Here is a 23,527-nt window from a genome sequence, read left to right as displayed (position 1 = left end):
ATCGGTAACGCCGCTGTGAGATCCGAGGACCACACCGGGCGGCCCCTGGCGTACTAGGCTGATCCTCGTCCTTTCCGCCTCCCGCGGACCATCCGCGCAAGGAGTTCCACGTGTCTGCCAACGAGTCCTCGAAGCCGACTCCCCCCGTTCCCGCTCCCCCGGCCGTGCCCCGTCCGCCGAAGGCGCCGACGCCCGCAGCGGTGGCTCCGGCCGCCCCCATCGCCCCTGCCGCAGCAGTCGCGCCGCAGCAGAGCGCAGAGGAGATCGCCAAGTGGGGCCGTGTCTCCGACGACGGCACCGTCGAGGTGCTCGAGGGCGACGCCTGGCGCGTCGTCGGCCAGTACCCGGACGGCACGCCCGAGGAGGCCCTCGCCTACTTCGCGCGCAAGTTCGACGACATCGCCTTCAAGGTGCGCACCCTCGAGCAGCGCCACCAGGCCGGCGGCGCCTCCGCGACGGACCTCGCGAAGCAGGCGGGGCACGTCCTCGAAGAGGCGACGGATTCCGCCGCTGTCGGCGACCTCGCCGGTCTCCGCGACCGCCTGAACGCTCTCACCGCGGCGCTCGCCGAGGCGACGGAGAAGGAAGCGCAGCAGGCCAAGGAGCTCATCGATCAGGCGATCGCCGAGCGCACCGCCCTCGTCGAGCGAGCCGAGGCGATCGCCGCCCGCGACCTCTCGAAGGTGCAGTGGAAGCAGGTCACGGCCGAGCTGGGCGAACTGTTCGACGCGTGGCAGGCCCACCAGCAGAACGGCCCGCGTCTGTCGAAGGGCATCTCCCAGCAGCTCTGGAAGCGGTTCCGCGACGCCCGCGCCGTGGTCGACAAGCAGCGCCGCGCCTTCTACTCGGAGCTGGATGACGCGCACAAGGCCGCGCGTGATGCCAAGACCCGGCTCGTCGAGCGCGCGGAGGCGCTTGCGCCCCGGGGCGTCGACGGCATCCCCGCGTACCGCACCCTGCTCGACGAGTGGAAGGCCGCGGGCCGCGCCGGACGCAAGGCCGACGACGCGCTCTGGGCGCGTTTCAAGGCCGCCGGTGACGCGCTCTACTCCGCCCGCGCCGAGCAGGCCGCCGCCGAGGAGGCCGACTCCGCTCCGAAGATCGAGGCCCGCCAGGCGCTGCTCGAAGAGGCCAAGGCCGTCGCCGACGAGCCCAACATCAAGCGCGCCCGCGCCCTGCTCACGCAGATCCAGCGTCAGTGGGACGAGGTCGGCCGGATCTTCCCCCGCGAGAAGGAGCGGGCGCTCGACGACCGGCTCCGCGTCATCGAGCAGGCCCTCAAGGCCCGCGAGGACGTCGACTGGAAGAAGAACAACCCCGAGACCAAGGCGCGCGCGAACGACATGAGCTCGCAGCTGGTCGAGGCGATCGAGAAGCTCGAGGCCGAGCTCGCCGCAGCCGAGAAGGCCGGCGACAAGAAGGCCGCGAAGGCCGCGGCGGATGCTCTCGAGGCGCGCCGCACCTGGCTGAGCGCACTCGGCGGCTGATTCTCCACAGATCCTGTCAGCCGGCTCCGGACGCGGGGTGCGCTGCGCCACACTGGCGTGATGCACCCCGCGTTCCTGTACCTCCCGGGAGACCGTCTGACGCAGCCGGAGCTGTGCGCAGCGCGTCTGGACGGCCACGTCGTCGAGCTCGGCGAGGCCTACATCCCGGCCGATCTGGTCGAGGGAGCCGCGCTGAGGGCGGCGGCGGTCGCCGCCCTCATCCTGCCCGGTTCCGCAGCATCCGGTCCGACCGCGGCGTGGATCCATGGCGCCGGGGACGCGCCGCCGACGCCGCACCATGCCCGCCGCGCGGTGCCGCAGCGCATCCGTCCGCGGCCGCACCGGAGGCTGGTGTTCCATGACACTCCCGTCCCGGCATCCGACGTGACGCTGCTCGGAGGCGTCGCCGTCACCACTCCCCTGCGGACCATGATCGACCTCGCGCTCGGCCAGCACCGGGACCCGACGCTGCTCCCCTGGGCCAGGTCCCTCGCCGCAGCCCGCCCCGGGCTCGCCGAGGAGGCGCTCCACGTCCTGCGGAGCCTGACCCGCGTTCCCGGTACGAGGGCGGGAGTCGCCGTGCTCGAGCGGCTGGCGGTCAGGACGAGGTGACCCGGTACACGTCGTACACGGCGTCGATACGGCGGACGGCGTTGAGGACCCGGTCCAGATGCACGGCGTCGCCCATCTCGAACACGAACCGGCTGAGCGCGAGGCGCTCGTCGGTCGTCGACACCGTCGCCGAGAGGATGTTCACGTGGTGCTCGCTGAGCACGCGCGTGACATCCGAGAGCAGCCCTGAGCGGTCGAGCGCCTCGACCTGGATCTGCACCCTGAAGACGCTCTTCGTCGTCGGCGCCCAGGACACGTCGACGAAGCGGTCCTTGTCCTCGTCGCTGCTCAGCGCCTTCACGTTCACGCAGTCGGCCCTGTGCACGGAGACGCCGCTGCCGCGTGTGACGAAGCCCACGATCGGGTCACCGGGGACAGGCGTGCAGCACTTCGCGAGCTTCACGAGGATGTCCGCCGCGCCGCGCACGAGCACGCCGGAGTCGCCGGCGCGGGGTTCGCGGGTCGGGATCCGGCCCGGCAGGTCGATGGCGCCCGTGGTCGGGTCGTTCGCCGCGACGAGTGCGGTGACCTTCTCGAGCACCGACTGCGTGGAGACGTGCCCCTCGCCGACGGCGGCGTACAGGGCCGAGACGTCCTCGTAGCGGAGCTGATGAGCGACCTCGGCGAACGAGTCCTGGCTCATCAGCCGCTGCAGCGGCAGGTTCTGGCGGCGCATCGCGCGGGCGATGGCCTCCTTGCCCTGCTCGATCGCCTCCTCGCGGCGCTCCTTCGTGAACCACCCGCGGATCTTGTTGCGGGCGCGGGTGCTCTTGACGAAGCCGAGCCAGTCCTGGCTGGGGCCGGCATCCGGGTTCTTCGAGGTGAACACCTCGACGACGTCGCCGCTCTTGAGCTCCGACTCCAGCGGCACCAGGCGTCCGTTGACCTTGGCCCCCATCGTGCGGTGGCCGATCTCGGTGTGCACCGCGTACGCGAAGTCGACGGGGGTCGCACCGGAGGGCAGGCCGATCACCCGTCCCTTGGGCGTGAAGACGTAGACCTCCTTCGCGCCGATCTCGAAGCGGAGCGAGTCGAGGAACTCCCCGGGGTCCGCGGTCTCCGCCTGCCAGTCGGAGATGTGCGCGAGCCACGCCATGTCGGCGTCGGATGCGCGGACCTCGGCCTTGCCGCCGTTCATCCGCTCCTTGTACATCCAGTGCGCGGCCACGCCGTACTCGGCCTGCTGGTGCATCTCGTGCGTGCGGATCTGGATCTCGACCGTGCGCCCGGCCGGGCCGATCACCGTCGTGTGCAGCGACTGGTAGAGGTTGAACTTCGGGGTCGCGATGTAGTCCTTGAAGCGCCCGGGAAGGGGCGTCCATCGGGCATGGATCGCGCCGAGCACCGCGTAGCAGTCGCGCACGGAGGCGACGAGGACGCGGATGCCGATGAGGTCGTAGATGTCGTCGAACTCGCGACCGCGCACGACCATCTTCTGATAGACGGAGTACAGCTGCTTCGGGCGGCCGACGACCTTGCCGCGGATGCGCAGGTCGCGCAGGTCCTCGTCGATCTCCTCGACCACCTGGTTCAGGTACTTCTCGCGCTGCGGGGTGCGCTGCGCGATGAGGCTGTGGATCTCGTTGTAGATCTTCGGGTGCAGCACCGCGAAGGAGAGATCCTCCAGCTCGGACTTGATCGCCTGGATGCCGAGCCGGTTGGCCAGCGGCGCATAGATCTCGAGCGTCTCCTTGGCCTTCTTCGCCGCCTTCTCCGGCGGGACGAAGCCCCAGGTGCGCGCGTTGTGCAGGCGGTCGGCGAGCTTGATCAGCAGCACGCGGATGTCCTTCGACATCGCGACGATCATCTTGCGGACGGTCTCGGCCTGCGCGCTCTCGCCGTACTTGACCTTGTCGAGTTTCGTGACACCGTCCACGAGCATGGCGACCTCGTCGCCGAACTCCGCCGTGAGGTCGGTCAGTGCGTACCCGGTGTCCTCGACGGTGTCGTGCAGGAGCGCCGCGGCGATCGCCCGCGGGCCGAGCCCGAGCTCCGCGAGGATCTGCGCGACGGCGAGCGGATGCGTGATGTACGGCTCGCCGCTCTGCCGCTGCTGACCGGCGTGCTTCTCCTTCGCGACCGCGTAGGCGCGCTCGATCACGGAGAAGTCGCCGCGCGGGTGGTTCACCCGCACGGTGCGGATCAGGTTGTCGAGGTCGTTGACCCTGGGCGCGCGGGAGAAGATGCGGGGAACCAGACGTCGCAGGCTCGATCCCTGCGACGACGACTGCGGTTCCGCCATCCGCTCACCTCCTGAATCAGAACATCTTACGCGTGCTCGGCGGGCTGCGGACCCGCCGAGCGGGGCCGATCAGGCGTCGACGGTCGCCTTGGCGCGCGACTCGCGGATCTTCGCGTCGCGGGCCGCGATCTGCGGCTCGTTCTCGCGGAACAGCGAGTACAGCGGCGCCGCGACGAACAGCGTCGAATACGTGGCGACGAGGATGCCGACGAAGATCGACAGCGAGATGTCGGTGAGGGTCTCCGCACCGAGCCAGAACGCGCCGATGAAGAGGATCGCCCCCACAGGGAGCGCCGCCACGACCGAGGTGTTGATCGAGCGCACCAGCGTCTGGTTGACGGCCAGGTTGACCGACTCGCCGAACAGGCGCGACGACTTCTCTCCGTCCTCAGTGGTGTTCTCGCGGATCTTGTCGAACACGACGGTGGTGTCGTACAGCGAGTACGCGAGGATCGTGAGGAAGCCGATCACGGCCGCCGGGGAGATCTCGAATCCGGCGAGGGCGTAGACGCCGACGGTGATCACGAGCACGTCGAGCAGGCCGATGATGGCCGCTGCCGACATCTTCCAGGTGCGGAAGTAGATCGCGAGGATGAGGAAGGTCAGCGCGAGGAAGATCGCCAGGCCCCACAGCGACTGGCGGGTGACGTTCTCTCCCCAGGCCGGCCCGATGAACGACGAGGTGACGCTCTCCGGCTCGACGCCGTAGGCCTCGGCGAGGGCGTCGGAGACCTGCTGGGTCTCCTCCGAGCTCATCTGGTCGGTCTGCACCCGGATGTCGGTGCCGCTCACGACGACGACCTTCGTTGCCGCGCCGTCGACGACGGAGTGCACGGCATCCGTGGCCACGCCCTGGTCGGTGCTCTTCGGGGCCTGCACGGTGAACTGCGAACCGCCGGTGAACTCGATCGAGAACTGGATCGGGCGGATCAGCGGCACCAGCGCGGAGCCGACGACGAGGGCGATGGCGATGATGAACCACAGCCGGCGCTTCCCGACGAACGGGAAGGAGGTCTTCCCCGAATAGAGGTTGTTGCCGAACTCACTCATGGAGGCCATCAGGCGTCTCCCTCCTTGGATGCACTGATGGGACTCTCGGCGCCGGAGCGCTCGCCGGCGAGAGCCTCCGCGCGCTTGCGCTCGGCGATCGTCTGACGACGATCCGCCTCACCGCGCGAGCGCACGTTCCTGGCGCTGCGACCCGCCGTGCCGGTGGTGACGTCGCGGTACTGCGAGCGGTTGCGGTAGACGGCTCCGAGGGCATCGGGGTCGAGCCCCGACAGCGGGTGCCCGCCGCCGAAGAAGCGCGTGCGCGCGAGCAGCTGCATCACAGGGTGCGTGAAGATCACGAAGATGAACACGTCGATGAGCGTCGTCAGGCCGAGGGTGAAGGCGAAGCCCTTCACCGTGGCGTCCGCGAGGATGTAGAGCACGACGGCCGCGAGGATGTTGATCGACTTCGAGATGTAGATCGTGCGCTTCGCGCGTCCCCAGCCGTCCTCGACGGCGGCGGTGATCGACTTGCCGTCTCGGAGCTCGTCGCGGATGCGCTCGAAGTAGACGATGAACGAGTCCGCCGTGAATCCGATCGACACGATCAGACCGGCGACGCCGGCCAGGGACAGCCGGAAGCCCAGCCGCCAGGCGAGGATGCAGATGATGATGTACGTCAGCACCGCCATCACGGCGATCGAGGCGATGATGACGGAGCCGAGCGCGCGATACACGATCAGCGAGTAGATCGCCACGAGCGCGAGGCCGATGAGGCCGGCGATGAGGCCGATCTGCAGCTGCTGGGTGCCGAGCGTCGCGGAGATCGTGTCGGAGCTCTGCACCTCGAAGCTCAGCGGGAGCGCGCCGAACTTCAGCTGGTCAGCCAGCGTCTTGGCGCTCTCCTGCGTGAAGCTGCCCGAGATGCTCGGGCGGCCGTCGAGGATCTGGCCGTTCATGACCGGGGCGCTGATCACGGAGCCGTCGAGCACGAACGCGAACTGGTCACGGGGCGAGAGGCCGTCGATGCGGTTCTGGTTGAGCCGCGTGCTGACCTTGCCGAATGCCTCCGTGCCGTCGCCGTTCATGGTGAGCTGCACGATCCAGGCGCCGGACTGCGGGTCGCGCCCGGCGACGGCGTCGCTGATGGCGGTGCCGGTGAGCTCGGTCGGGCCGAGCAGGTACTTGGCCTGTCCCAGGGGATCGCAGGCGACCAGCGGCTGGTCCTGCGGGGCCCGCGCGGCGTCGTTCTCGGGGTTCGTGCAGTCGTAGGCGAGGAACTCCGCGGCGAGCTTGTCGGTGACCCACGAGAGGTCGCTGGCGTCGGTCGGCTCGGCCGTCGGCGTCGCGTTGAGCGAGGGGTCGGGGCTCGGGTAGGGCGTGGCGTTGCCGTCCTCGCCGATGAACTCGTTGGACGCCGCGTTCGTGGCCAGCACCGGGCGGAACTCGAGCTGAGCGCTCGACTGGATCCGGGCCCGGGTCTGCTCGTCGGCGACACCGGGGATCTGGACGACGATGTTCTGGCCGCCCTCCGTGGTGATGTCGGCCTCGGCGACACCCGAGGCGTCGACGCGCTGGCGGATGATGGCCGCGGCCTGATCCATCTGCTCCTGCGAGGGAGCGGCGCCGTCCTCGGTCTGCGCGCTGAGCACGATCTGCGTGCCGCCCTGGAGGTCGAGGGCGAGCTCGGGCGTCCACGAGCTCTTCTGGAAGACGTGCACGCCCAGGGCGTTGATGCCGAACAGGACGCCCGTCACCAAGGCGAGCCCGAGGAGGACCCGCCAGGCGTGACGGACCGGAGAGGAAGTGGCCACGTGAGCTCAGCTTTCTGCGTTGCCGGGGCGCCCGGAACAGGCGCCGCCGCCGAGAAGGTTACTTGTCGTCTGCGTCCCGCTCGAGGCGCGCCCTGGTCTCCTCGGCCGTCTCGATCGACGGTGCCGCGGCGGCCTCGGGTGCGGCATCCTCGACCGGAGCCTCCTCGACGACCTCGACCGTCTCGTCCTCGACGACGACGTCCTTGGGCTCGACGATCCGCAGGATCGCCTGGCTGTGCACCTCGATGACGGTGCCGGGGGCGATCTCGACGAGCGCCGGCGAGTCGAGGTCCTCGTGGTCATAGGCGACGATCGTGCCGTAGATGCCGCCCTGCAGGAGCACCTTGACGCCGGGCACCGTCTTCGACGCCTTCTCCTCCTGCTCGGCCTTCATCTGCTTCTGACGCTTGCGCGTGTTGAAGAACATGAAGACGATGAGGACGGCGAGGAGGCCGAAGAGGACGATTTCCATGGGCATGGGGGCTAGCGCCTTTCTCAGGTGCACGCACCAGCCATTGGGCGCACAACGTATAGGGGGGGGAAGTCTTCAGCGATTATAGGTCATCGAGGCGGAGCACCCCGTCCGGGTGCGCCACGCCGAGATGCGCGTACGCCTCGGGCATGGCGATCCGCCCGCGGGGGGTGCGACCGAGGAAGCCGATGCGAACGAGATAGGGTTCGACGACGCTCTCGACCGTCTCCGCCTCCTCGCCGACCGCGACCGCGAGGGTGCTGAGGCCGACCGGCCCGCCGCGGAACCGGCGCACCAGGGCCTCGAGCACGGCACGGTCGAGGCGGTCGAGTCCGATGGGGTCGACGTCGTACAGTTCGAGCGCGGCGCGCACGCCGCCGAGGGTCGCCGCTCCCCCGCCGTGCACGAGGGCGTAGTCCCGCACGCGGCGAAGGAGACGGTTCGCGATCCTGGGTGTGCCGCGCGATCGCCGCGCGATCTCGGCCAGGGAGTCCGGCGGCAGATCCACTCCGAGCACCTGGGCGGAGCGCGCGATGACCTGCTCGAGCTCGCTCTCCTCGTAGAACTCGAGGTGGCCGGTGAACCCGAAGCGGTCGCGCAGCGGGTTGGGCAGCAGGCCGGAGCGGGTCGTCGCGCCGACCAGGGTGAACGGCGCGAGATCCAGCGGGATGCTGGTGGCTCCGGCACCCTTGCCGACCATGATGTCGATGCGGAAGTCCTCCATCGCGAGGTAGAGCATCTCCTCGGCTGACCGCGCCATCCGATGGATCTCGTCGATGAACAGCACCTCGCCGGGCACCAGGCTCGACAGCAGCGCCGCCAGGTCGCCGGCGTGCTGGATGGCCGGGCCGCTGGACAGGCGGAGCGGACGCTCGCTCTCGTGCGCGACGATCATCGCCAGGGTGGTCTTGCCGAGTCCGGGCGGACCGGCGAGCAGGATGTGGTCGGCGGGCCGGCTCTGGATGCGTGCCGCATCCAGCAGCAGCTGGAGCTGGCCGCGGACCTTCTGCTGACCGACGAACTCACCGAGGCTCGTCGGGCGCAGTGCGCCCTCGATCGCGAGCTCGGTCTCGTCGACCGGCTCCATCGCGTCGCGGGCGTCAGACACGCGCCTGACCTCCCTGCGCCGGGCCCAGCAGCGCCAGCGTGCGGCGGAGCAGCGCCGAGACGGATGCCCGCTCGGCCTCGGTCGCCTCACCCGCGGTCTGAGCTGCGGCCTCCGCGGCGACCTTCTCCGACCAGCCGAGACCGACGAGGGCCGCGGTCACCTGATCGACGATGTCATCGCCCGGCGCGCCGGCGGCGCGCGCCGGCGCCGCGGTGGCGTGCACCTTGCCGGCGAGCTGGACGACGATGAGCTTGGCGGTCTTGGGGCCGATCCCGGAGACCCGCCGGAAGGGCGCGTCGTCCTCGGCGGTGACCGCCTCCGCGATCTGGTCGACGGTGAGGTGCGAGAGCACGCCGAGCGCGGACTTCGGCCCCACGCCGGTGACGCTGATCAGCAGGCCGAAGATCTCCAGCTCCCCGCGGTCGGCGAAGCCGTAGAGGGACAGCGCGTCCTCGCGCACGATGAGGCTCGTGTGCAGCAGCATCCTCTCCCCCACTGTGGCCGTGTGCGCCACATCGGCCGGGACGGCGACCGAGAACCCGACTCCGCCGACGTCGATGACGACCTGGTCCGGCGTGGTGTGCAGCACGGTGCCGTGCAGGGAGGAGATCATCCTCCCAGCCTAGGCCCGCGATCGTAGATATGTTCGAGCGACACGCTCCGCATCGGCCCACGCCTGCTGCGCGGGTGTGAGGGCGTCACCACCGGGGGCGGCGGATGCTCCACGCCGCCAGGCATGGCACAGCGCGATCGCGAGGGCGTCGGCGGCGTCCGCCGGCTGCGGCGGCGCGTCCAGGCGGAGGATGCGCGCGATCATGGCCTGGACCTGCCGCTTGTCCGCCGCTCCGTATCCTGTGACGGCGGCCTTCACCTCGCTCGGCGTGTGGGTGGCCGCGGGCAGCCCGGCCTCCGCGGCGAGCAGCAGGGCGACACCGCTGGCCTGCGCCGTGCCCATCACCGTGTGCGTGTTCTGCTGCGCGAAGACGCGCTCCACGGCGACGGCGTCCGGCCGATGAGTCTCCAGCACCTCGCGGATGCCGGCCGCGACCGTCGCGAGCCGCTCGCCGATCGGGGCGTCCGGCGAGGAGCGGATGACGCCGACGTGCACGAGCGTTCCTCGGCGCGCCCTGTCCACATCGACGACGCCGACACCGCATCGGGTGAGGCCGGGGTCGATGCCGAGAACGCGCAGCGAGGAGGAGGTCACGCCCCCAGGCTAGGCGTCACATCCGGCGCCGCGGCTCCGGCGCGCCTAGGCGTCGTCGTTCTCGAGCTCGGCCTGCACCTCGGCCGACAGGTCGAAGTTGCTGAAGACGTTCTGCACGTCGTCGCTGTCCTCGAGCGCGTCGATGAGGCGGAACACCTTGCGTGCGGTCTCGGCGTCGATCTCGACCTTGAGGTTCGGGACGAACTCCACGTCGGCGGAGTCGTACTCGATCCCGGCGTCGACGAGCGCCGTGCGGACGGCGACCAGGTCGGATGCCTCGGTGATGACCTCGAAGCCCTGCGCGTGCGGCTCGATCTCCTCGGCGCCCGCCTCGAGCGCCGCCATCATGACGTCGTCCTCGGTGGTGCCCTCGGCGCCGACCACGATCACGCCCTTACGGCTGAAGTTGTAGGCGACGCTGCCGGGGTCGGCGAGCGTGCCGCCGTTGCGGCTGAGCGCCGTGCGCACCTCGGCCGCGGCGCGGTTCTTGTTGTCGGTCAGACATTCGATCATGAGGGCGACGCCGTTCGGACCGTAGCCTTCGTACGTGATCGAGGTGTACTCGACGGACTCGCCGCCGATGCCGGCGCCGCGCTTGATCGCGCGATCGATGTTGTCCTTCGGGACGGAGGTCTTCTTCGCCTTGAGGACGGCGTCGAACAGGGTCGGGTTGCCCTGGAGGTCGGCGCCGCCGAGCTTGGCTGCGACCTCGATGTTCTTGATGAGCTTCGCCCACGACTTCGCGCGCCGCGCGTCGATGACGGCCTTCTTGTGCTTGGTCGTCGCCCACTTGGAATGCCCGGACATAGTTCTCCGCTCGTCGTCTCCGCCCGGGGCGCCTGGCCCAGGGCATCGTCCATTCTAAACGACTCGCCTCCGCTCCCCGCGGCGCACAGGCCCTTGTCGGCGGCACGGCACGGTGGGAGACTGCGCGCATGGATGATCGGGAGCGCGCTCTCGACGCCGCGCACCGCCGCGCCACGGAGTTCCTGGGGACTCTCGACGACCGCCCGGTGTGGCCGCGCGCGAGCCTGGACGACATGATGTCGGTGTTCGGCGGGCCGCTGCCCGATGAGGGCGCGGATCCGGCAGAGGTGATACACGGGATCGCCTCCCAGGCGGACCCCGGACTCGTCGCGATCCCGGGTGGCCGCTTCTTCGGTTTCGTCATCGGCGCCACGCATCCCGCGGCCCTCGCCGCCGACTGGCTGGTCTCCGCCTGGGACCAGAACTCGGGGTCCTCCGTGCTCACGCCGGCGACGGTCGCTCTCGAGCGGGTGGCGGGGCAGTGGATGCTCGACCTCCTCGGGCTTCCGCCGACCGCGAGCGTCGGCTTCGTGACGGGCGGGCAGATCGCGAACTTCACCTGCCTGGGCGCTGCGCGCACGGCCGTGCTCGCGCGTGCGGGATGGGACCTCGCCGAGCGGGGCATGCGGGACGCACCCCGGGTCCGCGTCGTGGTCGGGGCCGACCGGCACGCCTCCGTCGATCGCGCCGCCCGCTTTCTCGGCTTCGGGCGCGCAGAGCTCGTGATCATCGACTCCGACGACCAGGGTCGGATGCGCCCGGATGCTCTCGCCGCAGCCCTCGCGGACGGCACCGGTCCGCTCATCGTGTGCCTCCAGGCCGGCGAGGTCCACACCGGAGCCTTCGACGACTTCCGCACGCTCGTCCCGCTCGCCCACGAGCACGATGCGTGGGTCCATGTCGACGGGGCGTTCGGGCTCTGGGCGGCGGCATCCGGATCCCTGAGCCGGCTGACCGCCGGGATGGAGGCAGCAGACTCCTGGGCCACGGACGCGCACAAGACCCTGAACGTTCCGTACGACTGCGGGATGGCGATCGTGCGCGATCCGGCGGACTCGATCGCGGCGTTCCGCACCGGAGGCGACTACCTCGTCTATTCGGGACTGGACCCCTGGGACGTGACCCCGGAGCTCTCCCGGCGCGCCCGCGGCGTGCCCGCCTGGGCGGCGCTGCGGAGCCTCGGCAGGAGCGGCGTCGAGTCCCTCATCGACCGGCTGCACGCGAACGCCGTGGCGATGGCATCCGGGCTCTCGACGATCGCCGGGATCGAGGTGCTCAACGACGTGGACTACACGCAGGTGATGTTCCGCGCCGCGACGGACGAGGCCACACGCGCACTCGGCGCGGAGATCCTCGAGGAGGGGACGGCCGTGGTCACCGGCGCCGAGTGGCGCGGCCGGGCGGCGCTGCGCTGCTCGATGTCGTCCTGGGCCACGACCCCCGGTGACATCGAGCGCACGATCGCGGCGATCCGCGGACTCGTGGCGGCCTGAGCGCCGGCGATCCGTCGTCAGCCGAGCGGTTCGCGGCCCTCGAGCAGGGTAGGGACCGCGTCGATCTCCCCCTTGAGCCGTGATTCCTCGCCGACCGCAGCCTGCACGTGAGACGAGATGAACCGCGCCGCCTCGTCGCTCGGCTCGCCCAGGGCGCTCGACTCGACGGCGGCGTTCGCCTGCTGCACGAGACCCATCGACCTCTGCACCTGCTGAAGCAGCCAATCGGCCTGTTCGGTCCGGCCGAGGGCCTGGGCGCAGGCGTGCTCCGCCTTGATGCGATTGTCGGAGGAATAGACGTGCGCCGCCCCGAACGCGGCCTGCTCGCGCAGCGACGCCGAAGAGTCGTGGAGGAGGTAATGCAGATCGAGCTCGTCCTTCAGCCAGGGAAGGAGCGGGCGCAGTGCATCCAGAGCATCCTCATCGAGGTCCTGTCCGTGGATCATCGCGCCGAAGCTCTTGCCGACCGTCTCCATCCAGCCCTCCAGGACGGCACGGCGGGTCGGGTCCGGCTCGGCGCCGGCCACCCTCGCAGACGCCGCGTCGAACACGTACAGGCGCTGCAGGACGGCCAGCATCCCGATGAGGGCGGTCAGCCGGCGTTCGCGGGGACTCGTCACCACGCCGAGCCTATTCCGTCGGCCGTCAGGAGCGCGCGGCGACGCGGTCGAGGAAGCGCTCGTGGAAGCGCGTCTCCCCCGTGATCTCCGGATGGAAGCTGATCCCGAGCAGGTTTCCCTGCTCGACGGCGACCACGCGCCCGTCGGGCAGGGCCGCGAGCACCTCGGCATCCGCTCCGACCGACTCCACCACGGGCCCGCGGATGAAGGCGGCCTTCACCGGCTCCTCGCCGAGGGCGGGAACTTCGAGCTCGGCCTCGAACGACTCGACCTGCCTGCCGAAGGCGTTGCGGCGCACGACCACGTCCAGGCCTCCGAAGGACTCCTGGCCGTCGATCGCGTCGGCGACGGAGTCCGCGAGCATGATGAGGCCTGCGCAGGTGCCGAGCATCGGCATCCCGTCGGCGATCGCCGCGCGGATCGGCTCCTGCATCCCGAAGATGCGCGAGAGCTTGTCGATCACGCTCGACTCCCCACCGGGGATCACCAGGCCGTCGACCGCGGCGAGCTCCTCAGGTCGCCGGACCAGCACGACGTCGGCGCCGAGTCCCTCGAGCAGGGCGGCGTGCTCGCGCACGTCGCCCTGCAGCGCGAGGACGCCGACCTTCGCGGCCTTACCAGCCACGCTCGGCGAGGCGGTGCGGGGCGGGGAGGTCGGAGACGTTGATGCCGACCATCGCCTCGCCGAGGCCACGGGACACCTCGGCGATGACCTTCGCGTCGTCGTAGAAGGTGGTCGCCTTGACGATGGCCTTCGCGCGCTCGACGGGGTTGCCGGACTTGAAGATGCCGGAGCCGACGAACACGCCGTCCGCGCCGAGCTGCATCATCATGGCGGCGTCAGCCGGGGTCGCGACGCCACCGGCGACGAACAGCACGACGGGGAGCTTGCCGGTCTCGGCGATCTCGGCGACGAGCTCGTACGGGGCCTGCAGGTCCTTCGCGGCGACGTAGAGCTCGTCCTTGGAGAGCGCACCGAGGGCCGCGATCTCGCCGCGGATCTTGCGGATGTGCTTCATCGCCTCGGAGACGTCGCCGGTGCCGGCCTCGCCCTTCGAGCGGATCATCGCCGCGCCCTCGTTGATGCGGCGCAGCGCCTCGCCGAGGTTGGTGGCGCCGCAGACGAAAGGCACGGTGAAGTCGTACTTGTCGATGTGGTTGACGTAGTCGGCCGGCGAGAGCACCTCGGACTCGTCGATGTAGTCGACGCCGAGCTCCTGCAGCACCTGCGCCTCGACGAAGTGGCCGATGCGCGCCTTCGCCATCACCGGGATCGAGACGGCGTCGATGATGCTGTCGATCATGTCGGGGTCGCTCATGCGCGAGACGCCGCCCTGGGCGCGGATGTCGGCGGGGACGCGCTCGAGGGCCATGACGGCGACGGCGCCGGCATCCTCGGCGATCTTGGCCTGCTCGGCCGTGACGACGTCCATGATGACGCCGCCCTTGAGCATCTCGGCGAGACCGCGCTTGACGCGCGAGGATCCGGTGGTGGTCTGGTCGGTCATGGGAAGGCTCCTGTCGAGTGCGCCTGGAATCTGTGACGATCAAAGTCGGGTTTGATCTATGTCAAAAGATAGCACTGTCCGGAACGACCTAGAATCGACGGGAGGACACATGAGCGACGAGATCACAGGAACCACCGCGGCCGACATCGCCGACAGCGTGCGCGGGCTCCGCGACCGAGGCGTCCTCCGCCCCGGCAGCGTCCTCCCGCCGGTGCGCGAGCTCGCGGCCAGGCTGGGCGTGAATCGCAACACGGCCGTGGCCGCCTACCGGCAGCTCGCCCAGGCGGGACTCGTCGTCTCCCGCGGCCGAGCCGGCACCGTCGTGGCGGGGATCGAGTCCGTCGCCCAGGAGGGCTACGCGGCCGACACCGTGCTCCGCGACGTGGGCACCGGGAACCCCGATCCGACGCTCATCCCCGACCCCTCCCCTGCGCTGGCCACCGTCGCGGGCAGGCCGGTGCTCTACGGAGAGCCGGTCATCGACCGGGGGCTCGATGAGTGGGCGCGCGGCTGCGTGTCCGGCGACCTCGGCGACGTCGACTTCCGGATCACCGTGACGAGCGGCGCGGTGGACGCCGTCGAGCGGCTGCTCGCCCAGGCCCTGATGCGCGACGACGCGGTGGCCCTCGAAGATCCGTGCTTCCTGGCCAGCATCCACACGGTCCGCCTCGGCGGATACCGAGCCGTCGCCGTGCCCGTCGACGAGGAGGGCATGACGGTCGCCGGCCTGCGTGCGGCGCTCGACGCCGGCGTGCGGGCGATCATCTGCACGCCGAGGGCGCAGAACCCCACCGGCGCCAGCCTCACTGCCCGTCGGGCGGCCGAGCTGCGCGAGGTGCTCGCCGATCATCCATACGTGCTCGTCATCGAGGACGACCACTTCTCGATGCTCTCCCGGCGCCCGTACGAGTCGCTCATCGGCCCCGGCCACCGGCGGTTCGCGCTGGTGCGCTCGGTGTCGAAGTTCCTGGGGCCGGACATGTGCCTGGCGATCGCCGCGACCGACCCGGAGACGGCCGAGCGGCTTGCGATGCGTCTCAGCCCCGGCACGACCTGGGTGAGCCACCTGCTCCAGCGGCTCACGCTGGCCCAGCTCACAGACGAGAGCGTCACGGAACGCATCGCCGCCGCCGCTGCGCACTACGCCGACCGCAACGCCGCCTTCGCCGTCCGGTTGCGCGAGCATGGCATCGGCGTCCCCGACTCCGACGGCCTGAGCCTGTGGATCGAGCTGCCGCAGCCCGCCCGGGCCGTCGCGGAGCGGCTGATGCGCCGCGGCTGGCTGGCGCGCACCGGCGACGAGTTCGCACTCGACGAGCGTGCTGAGCCGTCTCGCCATCTGCGGCTCACCGTGCACGATCTCTCCGACGAGGATGCTGAGACGCTCGTCGCCGACCTCGTCGCCGCAGCGCGATGACCCACCCGCCGCGGGCAGCCGCCCGCCCGAATGAAAGGATCGGGGAATGAAGGTCCTCTCCATCCAGTCGGCCGTCGCCTACGGCCACGTCGGCAACTCCGCCGCGGTGTTCCCGCTGCAGCGGATCGGCGTCGAGGTTCTCCCCGTCTACACGGTGAACTTCTCGAACCACACCGGCTACGGCGCCTGGCGCGGCCCGCTGATCGACCCGGCCGACGTGGGCGAGGTGATCACGGGCATCGAGGAGCGCGGCGTCTTCGGACAGATCGATGCCGTCCTCAGCGGCTATCAGGGCGGCGAGGGCATCGGCGACGTCATCATCGACGCCGTCGCCCGGGTGAAGGCCGCCAACCCGGATGCCGTCTACGCCTGCGACCCCGTGATGGGCAACGCCACGTCCGGATGCTTCGTCGCCCCGGCGATCCCCGTGCTGCTGCGCGACAAGGTCGTCCCGGTCGCCGACATCATCACGCCGAACCAGTTCGAGCTCGGATTCCTCACCGGCACCGAGCCCTCGGACCTCGACTCCACGCTCGCCTCGGTCGACCTCGCGATGGCCATGGGACCGCGCACCGTGCTGGTGACCAGCGTCGAGCGCCCCGATCGCGAGGAGGGCACGATCGAGATGCTCGTCGCGGACGGCGAGGGCGCCTGGATCGTGCAGACCCCTCGTCTGCCGATGAAGGCGAACGGCTCCGGCGACGTGACCGCCGCCCTGTTCACCGCGCACTACGTCTCCACCGGCAGCGCGAAGACGGCGCTCGAGCGCACGGCATCCAGCGTCTACGACCTGCTGAAGCTCACCCTGGAGTCGGGCGAGCGCGAGCTGCAGCTCGTCGAGGCGCAGGAGTTCTACGCGAACCCCGCGCTGCAGTTCACCGCCCGCCAGGTGCGCTGATCACGCCGGCTGCTTCGGCCAGGCGTGCGCGACCGCGTCGCGCACCTCGCCGAGCAGCTGCGGAAGCGCCTTGGTCTTCGCGATGATCGGGAAGAAGTTGGCGTCCGACGTCCACCGCGGCACCACGTGCTGGTGCAGATGGGCGTCGACGCCGGCTCCGGCGACCGCTCCCTGATTCATGCCGAGGTTGAAGCCGTCGCACCGTGACACCTCGCGGAGCACGCGCATCGCGGTCTGCGTGAGGGCGCCGATCTCGGCGACCTCCTCGGGCGTCGCCTGGTCATAGGTCGCGATGTGCCGGTACGGGCAGACGAGCAGATGCCCGGAGTTGTACGGGAACAGGTTCAGCAGCACGTAGGCGGTCTCGCCGCGCGCGACGACGAGGCGCTCCGCGTCCGGGTACTTCGGCGCCTCGCAGAACGGGCAGTCCTCTCGCAGCGGCTCCGGGCCCGCCTGGATGTACGCCATCCGGTGCGGGGTCCACAGCCGCTGGAACTCGTCGGGGACGCCGGCGAGATGGCCGGCGCCCTCCAACGGCCCGGCGGCAGCGGGCGCCACGACGCTCTCCCCCGCCGGCGCCGCCTGCTCGGCACTGCGCAGCGACCGTCGCGACACCCGCTCAGAGGTCACGCCAGATCCCCTGCTGTCTGCACGAGGGTGTGCGCGTCGATGGCGCCGCGGATGCGGGCGACGGCATCCGCGATCGGGACGCCGTTCTCCTGCGTGCCGTCACGGAAGCGGAAGGAGACGGTGCCGGCGTTCCGGTCCTGCTCCCCCGCGATCAGCAGCAGCGGGACCTTGCCGGTGGTGTGCGTGCGGATCTTCTTCTGCATCCGGTCGTCCGAGGTGTCGAGCTCGGCCCGCACGCCCTGCGCGCGCAGGGTCGAGACGACCTCGCCGAGATAGTCTGCGAAGTCCTCCGCGACGGGGATGCCGACCACCTGCACGGGCGAGAGCCACACCGGGAAGTCCCCGGCGTAGTGCTCGAGCAGGATGGCGAAGAAGCGCTCGATCGAGCCGAACAGCGCGCGGTGGATCATGATCGGGCGCTTCTTCTGCCCGTCCCTGTCCATGAACTCGAGGTCGAAGCGCTCCGGAAGGTTCGGGTCGACCTGCACGGTGGAGAGCTGCCAGGTGCGGCCGATCGCGTCGCGCGTCTTCAAGTCGATCTTCGGGCCGTAGAAGGCGGCCTCGCCCGGGACCTCGGTGAGCTTCAGGCCCGAGGCCAGCGCGACGCGACGCAGAGCATCCGTCGATGACTCCCAGAACTCGTCCGAGCCGATCCACTTCGACTTCTCGTCGTCCTTCATCGACAGCTCGAGCTCGAAGTCGGTGAGGCCGAAGTCGCGGAGCATCGAGAGGATGAACTCCAGGACCTTGCCCACCTCCTCCTCGAGCTGGTCGGGCGTGACGAAGAGGTGCGAGTCGTCCTGCGTGAAGCCGCGCACGCGCGTCAGACCGTGCAGGGCGCCGGAGAGCTCGTTGCGATAGACGGTGCCGTTCTCCGCGAAGCGCAGCGGCAGGTCTCGGTAGCTGCGTGCACGCTCCTTGTAGATGAGGATGTGCATCGGGCAGTTCATGGGCTTCAGGTAGTAGTCCTGGCCCTGCTTGGTGATGTTGCCCTCGTCGTCGCGCTCCTCGTCCATCACGATGGGCGGGTACATGCCCTCCTTGTACGTGACGAGGTGGTTCGAGGTGAGGAACAGATCCTCCTTGGAGATGTGCGGCGTGTACACGTAGGTGTAGCCGCCCTCGATGTGGCGCTTGCGGGCGTGCTGCTCCATCTCGCCGCGGACGACGCCGCCGCGGGGGTGCCAGACGCTGAGGCCGGAGCCGATCTCCTCGGGGAACGAGAAGAGGTCGAGCTCCTTGCCGAGGCGGCGGTGATCGCGCTTCGCGGCCTCCTCCAGACGGTGCTGGTACTCGCGCAGCTCGTCCTTCGTGGGCCACGCCGTGCCGTAGATGCGCTGCAGCTGCGGGTTCTTCTCGCTGCCGCGCCAGTACGCGGCGGCGATGCGGGTGAGATCCCAGCCGTTGCCGATCATGCGCGTGTTCGGCAGGTGCGGGCCGCGGCAGAGGTCCTTCCAGACGACCTCACCATCGCGGGTCGTGTTGTCGTAGATGGTCAGCTCGCCCTCGCCGACCTCGACCGAAGCGCCCTCGGCCGCCTCTTTGCCGCCCTTGAGTCCGATCAGCTCCAGCTTGAACGGCTCTTCGGCGAGCTCGGCACGGGCCTCGTCGTCGGTGACGACACGGCGCACGAAGCGCTGGCCCTCCCGCACGATGCGCTGCATCTCCTTGGTGATCGCCTTGAGATCCTCGGGCGTGAACGGGTGCTCGACGCCGAAGTCGTAGTAGAAGCCGTCCGTGATGGGCGGGCCGATGCCGAGGTTCGCCTGCGGGTTGATGCGCTGCACCGCCTGCGCGAGCACATGCGCGGTGGAGTGGCGCAGGATGCTGAGCCCGTCGGGGCTGTCGATGGTGACCGGCTCGACCTCGTCGGCGTCGGTCACGGTGGCGGCGAGGTCCTTGAGGACGCCGTTGACGCGCATGGCGACGACGGATCGGTCAGAGAACAGGGCGAAGCCGTCTTTCGGCTGGGCATTTTCAGGCACTGAGCACTCCATCTGGGTCAGGAATCTAGGCTACCCGCATGCCCGGGTGCCGCTGACCGTCAGGACGCGCTCAGCGCCGCCGTTCCAGCCGCCGTCGGGGCGAAGATGATGATCGCGGCTCCGTGCCGAGCAGCCCGCGAGGTGACGGCCGTGCTGGGCGAGGTCATCGCGTGGCGCCGACGAACTCGCGAGACGCGTCGACGATCCGGCGCACCCACGACGCCGCGGCGAACGCGTCCGCCCTGGCGTGCTCCACGGCACCCGCGCCGGCGGGTTCCCTGCCGAGCTCGGCGATCGCCGTGTCAAGCGCATCGGCGGCGCGCTCGAGTCGCTGCGGCGCCCGGGCATCCCCCGCGGGCGCTTCGACGAGGTCGGCGCTCGCACGGATCGCGGTCGCGAGGGTCCGTCGTGTCGCCTCGTCGGCCACGCCGCCGTCGCCCGCGGCACGACCGAGCGTGTCCGCGAGCTCGAGGGTCGCCCTGGTCGTGCGCTCGAGCGCCGTCATCCGCGTCGAGTTGAGGCGGCGATCCCGTCGGCGGCGGTGACTCCGCGGGTTGGCACGGGTGCTCTCCTCTGCCATCCGCACCTCCTCGACGGCCGCGTCGAGCTCGCCCGCGAGGTTCGCCCGGAGCCGGGAGAGCGCGTCGCCGGGCCTCATCTCCTCCATCGCATCGGCGAGTCCGCGCAGCGCGCGGCAGACCGCGTCCCGCAGGGCCGTGAGCCGCTCCGAGGCGTGATTCAGATAGAGCGGCGGGAATATCAGCAGATTGGTGAGGATTCCGACCACGAACCCGAACGTCATCGTCAGCAGGTAGGACAGGGAGAACTCGTCTGCTTGGGGTCCGCCCAGCAGCAGCACGAACAGTGCGGCGATCGCGACCCACTCGCCTCCCGCGCCGAGCATCCGGATTCCGCCGACGACCAGGCCGCACCCGATCACGATCGCGACCGCCAGGACCGCCGGCATGCCGACGGACACCAGCCCGAGTGCGCCGAGGCCGAGCACGATCCCGATCCCGAGACCCGCGAGCGACTGCATCCCGGCGCGCGCGGAGCCCGCCACGGTCGGATACATGCTCACCAGCACGCCGAGAGGCGCGTAGTACGAGTACTCGGCGTCGGCGAACGGGACGTACGGTGCGAGGAACCAGGCGACGGATGCCGCGGCTGCGGCCTTCGCCGCGAGGATCAGCCGGCGCGCGGAGACGGCCTCACGCACCGGTGTCGCGCCGGCGCCCATCCCGGGTGCCCACCCCGGGCTCGTCGTTGTGCGGCGAGCGGTCGGGGATGGCGGCCTCGTCGTCGGGGTCGATGCGAACGGATTCCACGGCACCGGAGTCCGCTCCCGCTCCCCCGGCCGGGACGTCTCCGGCAGGCGTGTTCTCGTTCCGGTCCGCGTCGGCGGGGAGCGCATCGTCGTCGTGCGCGCGCCGACCCTCCGACGCGTGCGGCCCCGTCACGGCAGGTCCTCGACATCGATCGAATCGTCGTCCTCGTCTGACGTGTCGTCGGCAGATTCTCCGGATTCAGCGGATGCGGCATCCGTGATCGCCTCCGAGCCGTCGGCGCGCATCGGGTCCTCGCTCTCCTGGCGCGGCACCAGCTCCTCGGGAATGAACGGTCTCTCCTCGTCGGGGATCGCTCGCGGGTCGGACATGATCGCCTCCTTCGTCGGAGTCCCAGTCTTCGCGCGGGGCGTCGGAGTTCGCGAGGGGGTTGACACCGCTATCCGCCGAGGACCTCCTCGAGCGCTCGACGCGCGGCCGTGGTCGCCGCCTCGGCCTCGTCGACCCGCGCGGCGACCGCCGCGGCGCCTTCCTCCGCCTCCGAGAGCGCCGAGCGCGTCTCCACGATGTGCTTCCTCGTACGGGCCAGCTCGGCCTCCAGCTCGGCCTCCCGTGCCGTGAGGCGCTCGAGCGCCTCACGGTGCTCCCGCTGGGCGTCGGCGGCCGCGGTACGCGCGCGCTCGGCGCGTTCGAGGTCCTTCTCCGCCTCGCGGAGGGCACGCTCGGCCCTGCGCCTCTCCCGGCGCTCCCCCACCTCGTCGACGGCGGGACGGGCGATCTCCGGCGCCGCGGCCTCACCGCCGGCCACTGCTCCGGCGACGTCGACGTCCCCCGAGGGATCGAGTTCCCGTACCAGACGGCCCGAGGCGACCGCCGCGGCCGCTCCGGCGTCGAAGAACGCCGCCGAGAGGGTCTGCCGCACGGCCTCCAGCGTGGCCGGGGTGACCCTCTCGCCACGCGATTCCGCGAGGTCGGCGGCGTTCTGGGCGAGACGGTTCGTGAGCGTGCGCCGCTCCCTTCCCAGCGCCGACAACGTGGCGGCATCGAGGTCGGCCTGCGCCTCGTGCAGTTCCTCGGCGAGGCGGAGCGCTTCACCGAGCTGTGCGGAACGCTCCGTCGCGAAGACGTTCACGACCCACGCGGCGACCGATGGTTTCTTGAGCTTGCGGATCTGCGCCGCGAGCGCTTTGTCCGTCGTGCTCCTGACGATCGCGTCCCTGGCGGCGGTGAACGCCGCGGGCGGTTCGAGGTACAGCTCGGCGGCGATCTCGGTCAGAGTGCGAGCAGCCATGCGCGACACGCTACCCGCGTTCCACCCGGAGACGACAGAACCCCCGGCCGAAGCCGGGGGTTCTCGTCTGTGCGCGATACTGGGATCGAACCAGTGACCTCTTCCGTGTCAGGGAAGCGCGCTACCGCTGCGCCAATCGCGCCCAATGGGCTATTCAGTTTACCGGAGAGGTGGCGACGGGATTCGAACCCGTGTAAACGGCTTTGCAGGCCGGTGCCTAGCCGCTCGGCCACGCCACCGTGTGGATTGACCCCACGTGCGTAAGGCCTTCCGAAGAAGGCCCCTGCACTTGAGCGGATGACGAGACTCGAACTCGCGACCCCAACCTTGGCAAGGTTGTGCGCTACCAACTGCGCTACATCCGCGTCGTGTTCCGGGCTGTTCGCCCCGAGCACTTGATAAACATTAGCCGACGATCGGCGGTTGTCAAAACCAGGGCCGAATCTCGCGCGTGTCTCGCGATCTGGTCATCGAGGGCTCCGAGCGTCGGGTAGTATCGGTTGACGTACCCGCAAGGTATGGGCGATTGGCGCAGTTGGTAGCGCGCTTCCTTCACACGGAAGAGGTCATCGGTTCGAGTCCGGTATCGCCCACCGAATCAGCCCCGTCATCGCTCATCGCGGTCGACGGGGCTTCTTCGTACCCCCTGGGGAGTCCTCCCCATTGCACGCTCGCGCCGTGCGGCCCGAGTATCACTGCAGCGGAACACCGCGCTCACATGAGGGGGAACAGATGAAGAAGAAGCTCGTACACGCTCTCGCGGTTCTCGGACTCGTGATCGGCAGCTTCGGCGTCGCCACGACCGCAGCCCCGCCCGCGCAGGCCGCGACCGCCGGCTGCGCCGCATCGCTGATCGGCGTCACGCCGCCGTCGCTCTTCTACTGGAACCGGGTTCCGTACGGGATCGAGGCGATCGTCAGGAATCTCCGCACCACCGATGTCGCTCTGCTGCAGACGAAGACGAGCAGCGGCTGGTCGACCCGGGATCGGATCACGATCCCCCGTCCGGGCGAGGTCCTCCGCGCCGACGCGAGGAAGGGCTCGGTGTGGCGCGTCGTGATCAAGCGCGGGCCGACGCCGACGGGGTTCTGCGCCACCTACACGTTCGGTCCCGTCACCCGGTGACCCGACACCGGCCGTGCCCCGATCGGACGATCGGGGCACGGCTGCGCCTGAGGGTGAGCTGCTGTCGGCGGCCGGCAGTAGCGTCGCCCCCGTGACACCCGCACTCCCCTCCCCCTGCTGGCTCTGCGGCCACGTGGACGGCGTCCGCGAGGGCTCCGCCTGGGTGTGCGGCTGGTGCGGATGGCCGCACGCGGACTCCCCGGACTGGGAGCTGCCCCGGCCTGTCGTCGAGGTCGTCTACTACGTCCGCTACGACCGCCGGGTGAAGATCGGCACCAGCAGGCGCCCGCGACAGCGGCTGGCGAGCATCCGGCATGACGAGCTGCTGGCCTTCGAGCGCGGCGGCCGCAGCCTGGAACAGCAGCGCCATCGGGACTTCGCGGCGCTCCGCGAAGGCGGCGAATGGTTCACGCTGACCGGCGATCTCGCCGGTCACATCGCCGTGCTGCGCGAGGAGGGCGACCCCTGGCGGCTGCACGCCCGCTGGCTGAGCGCTGCATGGCAGGGTCACGACGTGTGAGCACCCGGAGCCGCA

The 23,527-nt window shown here is 70.3% G+C and carries 24 protein-coding genes and 4 tRNA genes; 8 read left to right on the top strand and 20 right to left on the bottom strand.

Going from position 1 to position 23,527, the window contains the following annotated elements; all coding sequences use genetic code 11:
• Nucleotides 1–110: 110 nt before the first annotated feature.
• Both G6G98_RS01955 and G6G98_RS01950 read left to right on the top strand, forming a co-directional pair.
• Nucleotides 111–1,487: a DUF349 domain-containing protein gene (locus tag G6G98_RS01955; RefSeq protein WP_084788284.1), complete on the top strand. Its 1,377-nt coding sequence runs from the start codon at nucleotides 111–113 to the stop codon at nucleotides 1,485–1,487.
• Between the two features lie 60 nt (nucleotides 1,488–1,547).
• Nucleotides 1,548–2,099: a hypothetical protein gene (locus G6G98_RS01950; RefSeq protein WP_067352100.1), complete on the top strand. Its 552-nt coding sequence runs from the start codon at nucleotides 1,548–1,550 to the stop codon at nucleotides 2,097–2,099.
• On the opposite strand, the gene G6G98_RS01945 is transcribed toward G6G98_RS01950, so the two are convergent.
• The 8 genes from G6G98_RS01945 to G6G98_RS01910 all read right to left on the bottom strand — a co-directional run bounded on the left by G6G98_RS01945 (nucleotide 2,086) and on the right by G6G98_RS01910 (nucleotide 10,739).
• Nucleotides 2,086–4,341, bottom strand: coding sequence for a RelA/SpoT family protein (locus G6G98_RS01945; RefSeq protein WP_067352102.1), 2,256 nt, complete (start codon nucleotides 4,339–4,341; stop codon nucleotides 2,086–2,088). The two genes, G6G98_RS01950 and G6G98_RS01945, sit on opposite strands and share 14 nt — an antisense overlap.
• Before the next feature lie 69 nt (nucleotides 4,342–4,410).
• A complete protein-coding gene (gene secF / locus G6G98_RS01940) occupies nucleotides 4,411–5,400 on the bottom strand; it encodes a protein translocase subunit SecF (protein ID WP_164233782.1) in 990 nt (329 codons plus the stop codon).
• Nucleotides 5,400–7,145 (bottom strand): protein translocase subunit SecD, encoded by a 1,746-nt coding sequence (gene secD / locus G6G98_RS01935; protein WP_164233783.1) that lies wholly within the window; start codon nucleotides 7,143–7,145, stop codon nucleotides 5,400–5,402. The genes secF and secD overlap by 1 nt, the downstream gene beginning before the upstream one ends.
• Before the next feature lie 58 nt (nucleotides 7,146–7,203).
• Entirely contained in the window at nucleotides 7,204–7,623 is a 420-nt protein-coding gene (locus G6G98_RS01930; RefSeq protein ID WP_347877960.1) for a preprotein translocase subunit YajC, read from the bottom strand.
• Between the two features lie 76 nt (nucleotides 7,624–7,699).
• Complete coding sequence (gene ruvB, locus G6G98_RS01925; RefSeq protein WP_164233784.1) at nucleotides 7,700–8,725, bottom strand: Holliday junction branch migration DNA helicase RuvB; 1,026 nt, start codon at nucleotides 8,723–8,725, stop codon at nucleotides 7,700–7,702.
• Complete coding sequence (gene ruvA / locus G6G98_RS01920; protein WP_067352117.1) at nucleotides 8,718–9,338, bottom strand: Holliday junction branch migration protein RuvA; 621 nt, start codon at nucleotides 9,336–9,338, stop codon at nucleotides 8,718–8,720. Before ruvA ends, ruvB begins: the two co-directional genes overlap by 8 nt.
• A 9-nt stretch (nucleotides 9,339–9,347) precedes the next feature.
• The gene (ruvC, locus tag G6G98_RS01915; RefSeq protein ID WP_164233785.1) at nucleotides 9,348–9,932 is read right to left on the bottom strand and encodes a crossover junction endodeoxyribonuclease RuvC; all 585 of its coding nucleotides are present in this window, start codon (nucleotides 9,930–9,932) and stop codon (nucleotides 9,348–9,350) included.
• Nucleotides 9,933–9,977: 45 nt separating this feature from the next.
• The gene (locus tag G6G98_RS01910; protein WP_164233786.1) at nucleotides 9,978–10,739 is read right to left on the bottom strand and encodes a YebC/PmpR family DNA-binding transcriptional regulator; all 762 of its coding nucleotides are present in this window, start codon (nucleotides 10,737–10,739) and stop codon (nucleotides 9,978–9,980) included.
• Between the two features lie 128 nt (nucleotides 10,740–10,867).
• Here G6G98_RS01910 and G6G98_RS01905 point away from each other — a divergent pair, with 128 nt between their 5' ends.
• Nucleotides 10,868–12,232 (top strand): pyridoxal phosphate-dependent decarboxylase family protein, encoded by a 1,365-nt coding sequence (locus G6G98_RS01905; protein ID WP_164233787.1) that lies wholly within the window; start codon nucleotides 10,868–10,870, stop codon nucleotides 12,230–12,232.
• Nucleotides 12,233–12,249: 17 nt separating this feature from the next.
• On the opposite strand, the gene G6G98_RS01900 is transcribed toward G6G98_RS01905, so the two are convergent.
• Genes G6G98_RS01900 through pdxS form a run of 3 tightly spaced genes read right to left on the bottom strand, consistent with a single transcriptional unit; the run spans nucleotide 12,250 to nucleotide 14,360 of the window.
• A complete protein-coding gene (locus tag G6G98_RS01900; RefSeq protein ID WP_164233788.1) occupies nucleotides 12,250–12,852 on the bottom strand; it encodes a hypothetical protein in 603 nt (200 codons plus the stop codon).
• A gap of 25 nt (nucleotides 12,853–12,877) precedes the next feature.
• On the bottom strand, nucleotides 12,878–13,477 hold the full coding sequence (pdxT, locus tag G6G98_RS01895; protein ID WP_067352129.1) for a pyridoxal 5'-phosphate synthase glutaminase subunit PdxT: 600 nt from the start codon (nucleotides 13,475–13,477) through the stop codon (nucleotides 12,878–12,880).
• A complete protein-coding gene (pdxS, locus tag G6G98_RS01890) occupies nucleotides 13,467–14,360 on the bottom strand; it encodes a pyridoxal 5'-phosphate synthase lyase subunit PdxS (protein ID WP_067352132.1) in 894 nt (297 codons plus the stop codon). Before pdxS ends, pdxT begins: the two co-directional genes overlap by 11 nt.
• A gap of 109 nt (nucleotides 14,361–14,469) precedes the next feature.
• On the opposite strand from pdxS, the gene G6G98_RS01885 reads away from it, so the two are divergent.
• Complete coding sequence (locus tag G6G98_RS01885; RefSeq protein ID WP_164233789.1) at nucleotides 14,470–15,777, top strand: aminotransferase class I/II-fold pyridoxal phosphate-dependent enzyme; 1,308 nt, start codon at nucleotides 14,470–14,472, stop codon at nucleotides 15,775–15,777.
• Nucleotides 15,778–15,823: 46 nt separating this feature from the next.
• Entirely contained in the window at nucleotides 15,824–16,675 is an 852-nt protein-coding gene (pdxY, locus tag G6G98_RS01880) for a pyridoxal kinase PdxY (RefSeq protein WP_164233790.1), read from the top strand.
• Here pdxY and G6G98_RS01875 read toward each other — a convergent pair whose 3' ends face one another.
• The 9 genes from G6G98_RS01875 to G6G98_RS01835 all read right to left on the bottom strand — a co-directional run bounded on the left by G6G98_RS01875 (nucleotide 16,676) and on the right by G6G98_RS01835 (nucleotide 22,232).
• Nucleotides 16,676–17,233: an HIT family protein gene (locus tag G6G98_RS01875; RefSeq protein ID WP_067353755.1), complete on the bottom strand. Its 558-nt coding sequence runs from the start codon at nucleotides 17,231–17,233 to the stop codon at nucleotides 16,676–16,678.
• 68 nt (nucleotides 17,234–17,301) lie between these two features.
• Nucleotides 17,302–19,302 (bottom strand): threonine--tRNA ligase, encoded by a 2,001-nt coding sequence (gene thrS / locus G6G98_RS01870; RefSeq protein ID WP_164233791.1) that lies wholly within the window; start codon nucleotides 19,300–19,302, stop codon nucleotides 17,302–17,304.
• A gap of 151 nt (nucleotides 19,303–19,453) precedes the next feature.
• Entirely contained in the window at nucleotides 19,454–20,530 is a 1,077-nt protein-coding gene (locus G6G98_RS01865) for an FUSC family protein (RefSeq protein WP_164233792.1), read from the bottom strand.
• Nucleotides 20,502–20,750, bottom strand: a complete 249-nt coding sequence (locus G6G98_RS01860; RefSeq protein WP_164233793.1) for a hypothetical protein — start codon at nucleotides 20,748–20,750, stop codon at nucleotides 20,502–20,504. The genes G6G98_RS01865 and G6G98_RS01860 overlap by 29 nt, the downstream gene beginning before the upstream one ends.
• Nucleotides 20,747–20,947: a hypothetical protein gene (locus tag G6G98_RS01855; RefSeq protein WP_067352152.1), complete on the bottom strand. Its 201-nt coding sequence runs from the start codon at nucleotides 20,945–20,947 to the stop codon at nucleotides 20,747–20,749. Before G6G98_RS01855 ends, G6G98_RS01860 begins: the two co-directional genes overlap by 4 nt.
• 68 nt (nucleotides 20,948–21,015) lie before the next feature.
• Entirely contained in the window at nucleotides 21,016–21,867 is an 852-nt protein-coding gene (locus G6G98_RS01850) for a transposase (protein ID WP_164233794.1), read from the bottom strand.
• Between the two features lie 70 nt (nucleotides 21,868–21,937).
• Nucleotides 21,938–22,009: transfer RNA gene (locus G6G98_RS01845), tRNA-Val, on the bottom strand.
• Nucleotides 22,010–22,035: 26 nt separating this feature from the next.
• Nucleotides 22,036–22,106 (bottom strand) — tRNA-Cys (locus G6G98_RS01840).
• A gap of 53 nt (nucleotides 22,107–22,159) precedes the next feature.
• A tRNA-Gly gene (locus G6G98_RS01835) sits at nucleotides 22,160–22,232 on the bottom strand.
• A 155-nt stretch (nucleotides 22,233–22,387) separates the two neighbouring features.
• Here G6G98_RS01835 and G6G98_RS01830 point away from each other — a divergent pair.
• From G6G98_RS01830 to G6G98_RS01820, 3 genes are all read left to right on the top strand, one after another.
• Nucleotides 22,388–22,460, top strand: a tRNA-Val gene (locus G6G98_RS01830).
• A gap of 139 nt (nucleotides 22,461–22,599) precedes the next feature.
• The gene (locus G6G98_RS01825; protein ID WP_067352157.1) at nucleotides 22,600–22,992 is read left to right on the top strand and encodes a hypothetical protein; all 393 of its coding nucleotides are present in this window, start codon (nucleotides 22,600–22,602) and stop codon (nucleotides 22,990–22,992) included.
• Nucleotides 22,993–23,083: 91 nt separating this feature from the next.
• Complete coding sequence (locus tag G6G98_RS01820) at nucleotides 23,084–23,512, top strand: GIY-YIG nuclease family protein (RefSeq protein WP_164233795.1); 429 nt, start codon at nucleotides 23,084–23,086, stop codon at nucleotides 23,510–23,512.
• The last annotated feature ends 15 nt before the right edge of the window (nucleotides 23,513–23,527 follow it).

This window comes from Microbacterium hydrocarbonoxydans (assembly GCF_011752045.1).
Classification (GTDB): domain Bacteria; phylum Actinomycetota; class Actinomycetes; order Actinomycetales; family Microbacteriaceae; genus Microbacterium.
The sequence above is the reverse complement of the archived record's forward strand: the minus strand, read 5'-3'. Positions and strand labels throughout refer to the sequence as shown.

What these genes read in the sequence shown, in the direction of transcription:
- G6G98_RS01885 (WP_164233789.1), top strand. Translation starts at nt 14,470, where the DNA reads ATGAGCGACGAGATCACAGGAACCACCGCGGCCGACATCGCCGACAGC.
- G6G98_RS01910 (WP_164233786.1), bottom strand. Translation starts at nt 10,739, where the DNA reads ATGTCCGGGCATTCCAAGTGGGCGACGACCAAGCACAAGAAGGCCGTC.
- pdxS (WP_067352132.1), bottom strand. Translation starts at nt 14,360, where the DNA reads ATGACCGACCAGACCACCACCGGATCCTCGCGCGTCAAGCGCGGTCTC.
- G6G98_RS01850 (WP_164233794.1), bottom strand. Translation starts at nt 21,867, where the DNA reads ATGGCTGCTCGCACTCTGACCGAGATCGCCGCCGAGCTGTACCTCGAA.
- G6G98_RS01855 (WP_067352152.1), bottom strand. Translation starts at nt 20,947, where the DNA reads ATGTCCGACCCGCGAGCGATCCCCGACGAGGAGAGACCGTTCATTCCC.
- G6G98_RS01825 (WP_067352157.1), top strand. Translation starts at nt 22,600, where the DNA reads ATGAAGAAGAAGCTCGTACACGCTCTCGCGGTTCTCGGACTCGTGATC.
- G6G98_RS01950 (WP_067352100.1), top strand. Translation starts at nt 1,548, where the DNA reads ATGCACCCCGCGTTCCTGTACCTCCCGGGAGACCGTCTGACGCAGCCG.
- thrS (WP_164233791.1), bottom strand. Translation starts at nt 19,302, where the DNA reads ATGGAGTGCTCAGTGCCTGAAAATGCCCAGCCGAAAGACGGCTTCGCC.
- secF (WP_164233782.1), bottom strand. Translation starts at nt 5,400, where the DNA reads ATGGCCTCCATGAGTGAGTTCGGCAACAACCTCTATTCGGGGAAGACC.
- ruvA (WP_067352117.1), bottom strand. Translation starts at nt 9,338, where the DNA reads ATGATCTCCTCCCTGCACGGCACCGTGCTGCACACCACGCCGGACCAG.
- G6G98_RS01905 (WP_164233787.1), top strand. Translation starts at nt 10,868, where the DNA reads ATGGATGATCGGGAGCGCGCTCTCGACGCCGCGCACCGCCGCGCCACG.
- G6G98_RS01865 (WP_164233792.1), bottom strand. Translation starts at nt 20,530, where the DNA reads ATGGGCGCCGGCGCGACACCGGTGCGTGAGGCCGTCTCCGCGCGCCGG.
- G6G98_RS01945 (WP_067352102.1), bottom strand. Translation starts at nt 4,341, where the DNA reads ATGGCGGAACCGCAGTCGTCGTCGCAGGGATCGAGCCTGCGACGTCTG.
- G6G98_RS01930 (WP_347877960.1), bottom strand. Translation starts at nt 7,623, where the DNA reads ATGCCCATGGAAATCGTCCTCTTCGGCCTCCTCGCCGTCCTCATCGTC.
- pdxY (WP_164233790.1), top strand. Translation starts at nt 15,824, where the DNA reads ATGAAGGTCCTCTCCATCCAGTCGGCCGTCGCCTACGGCCACGTCGGC.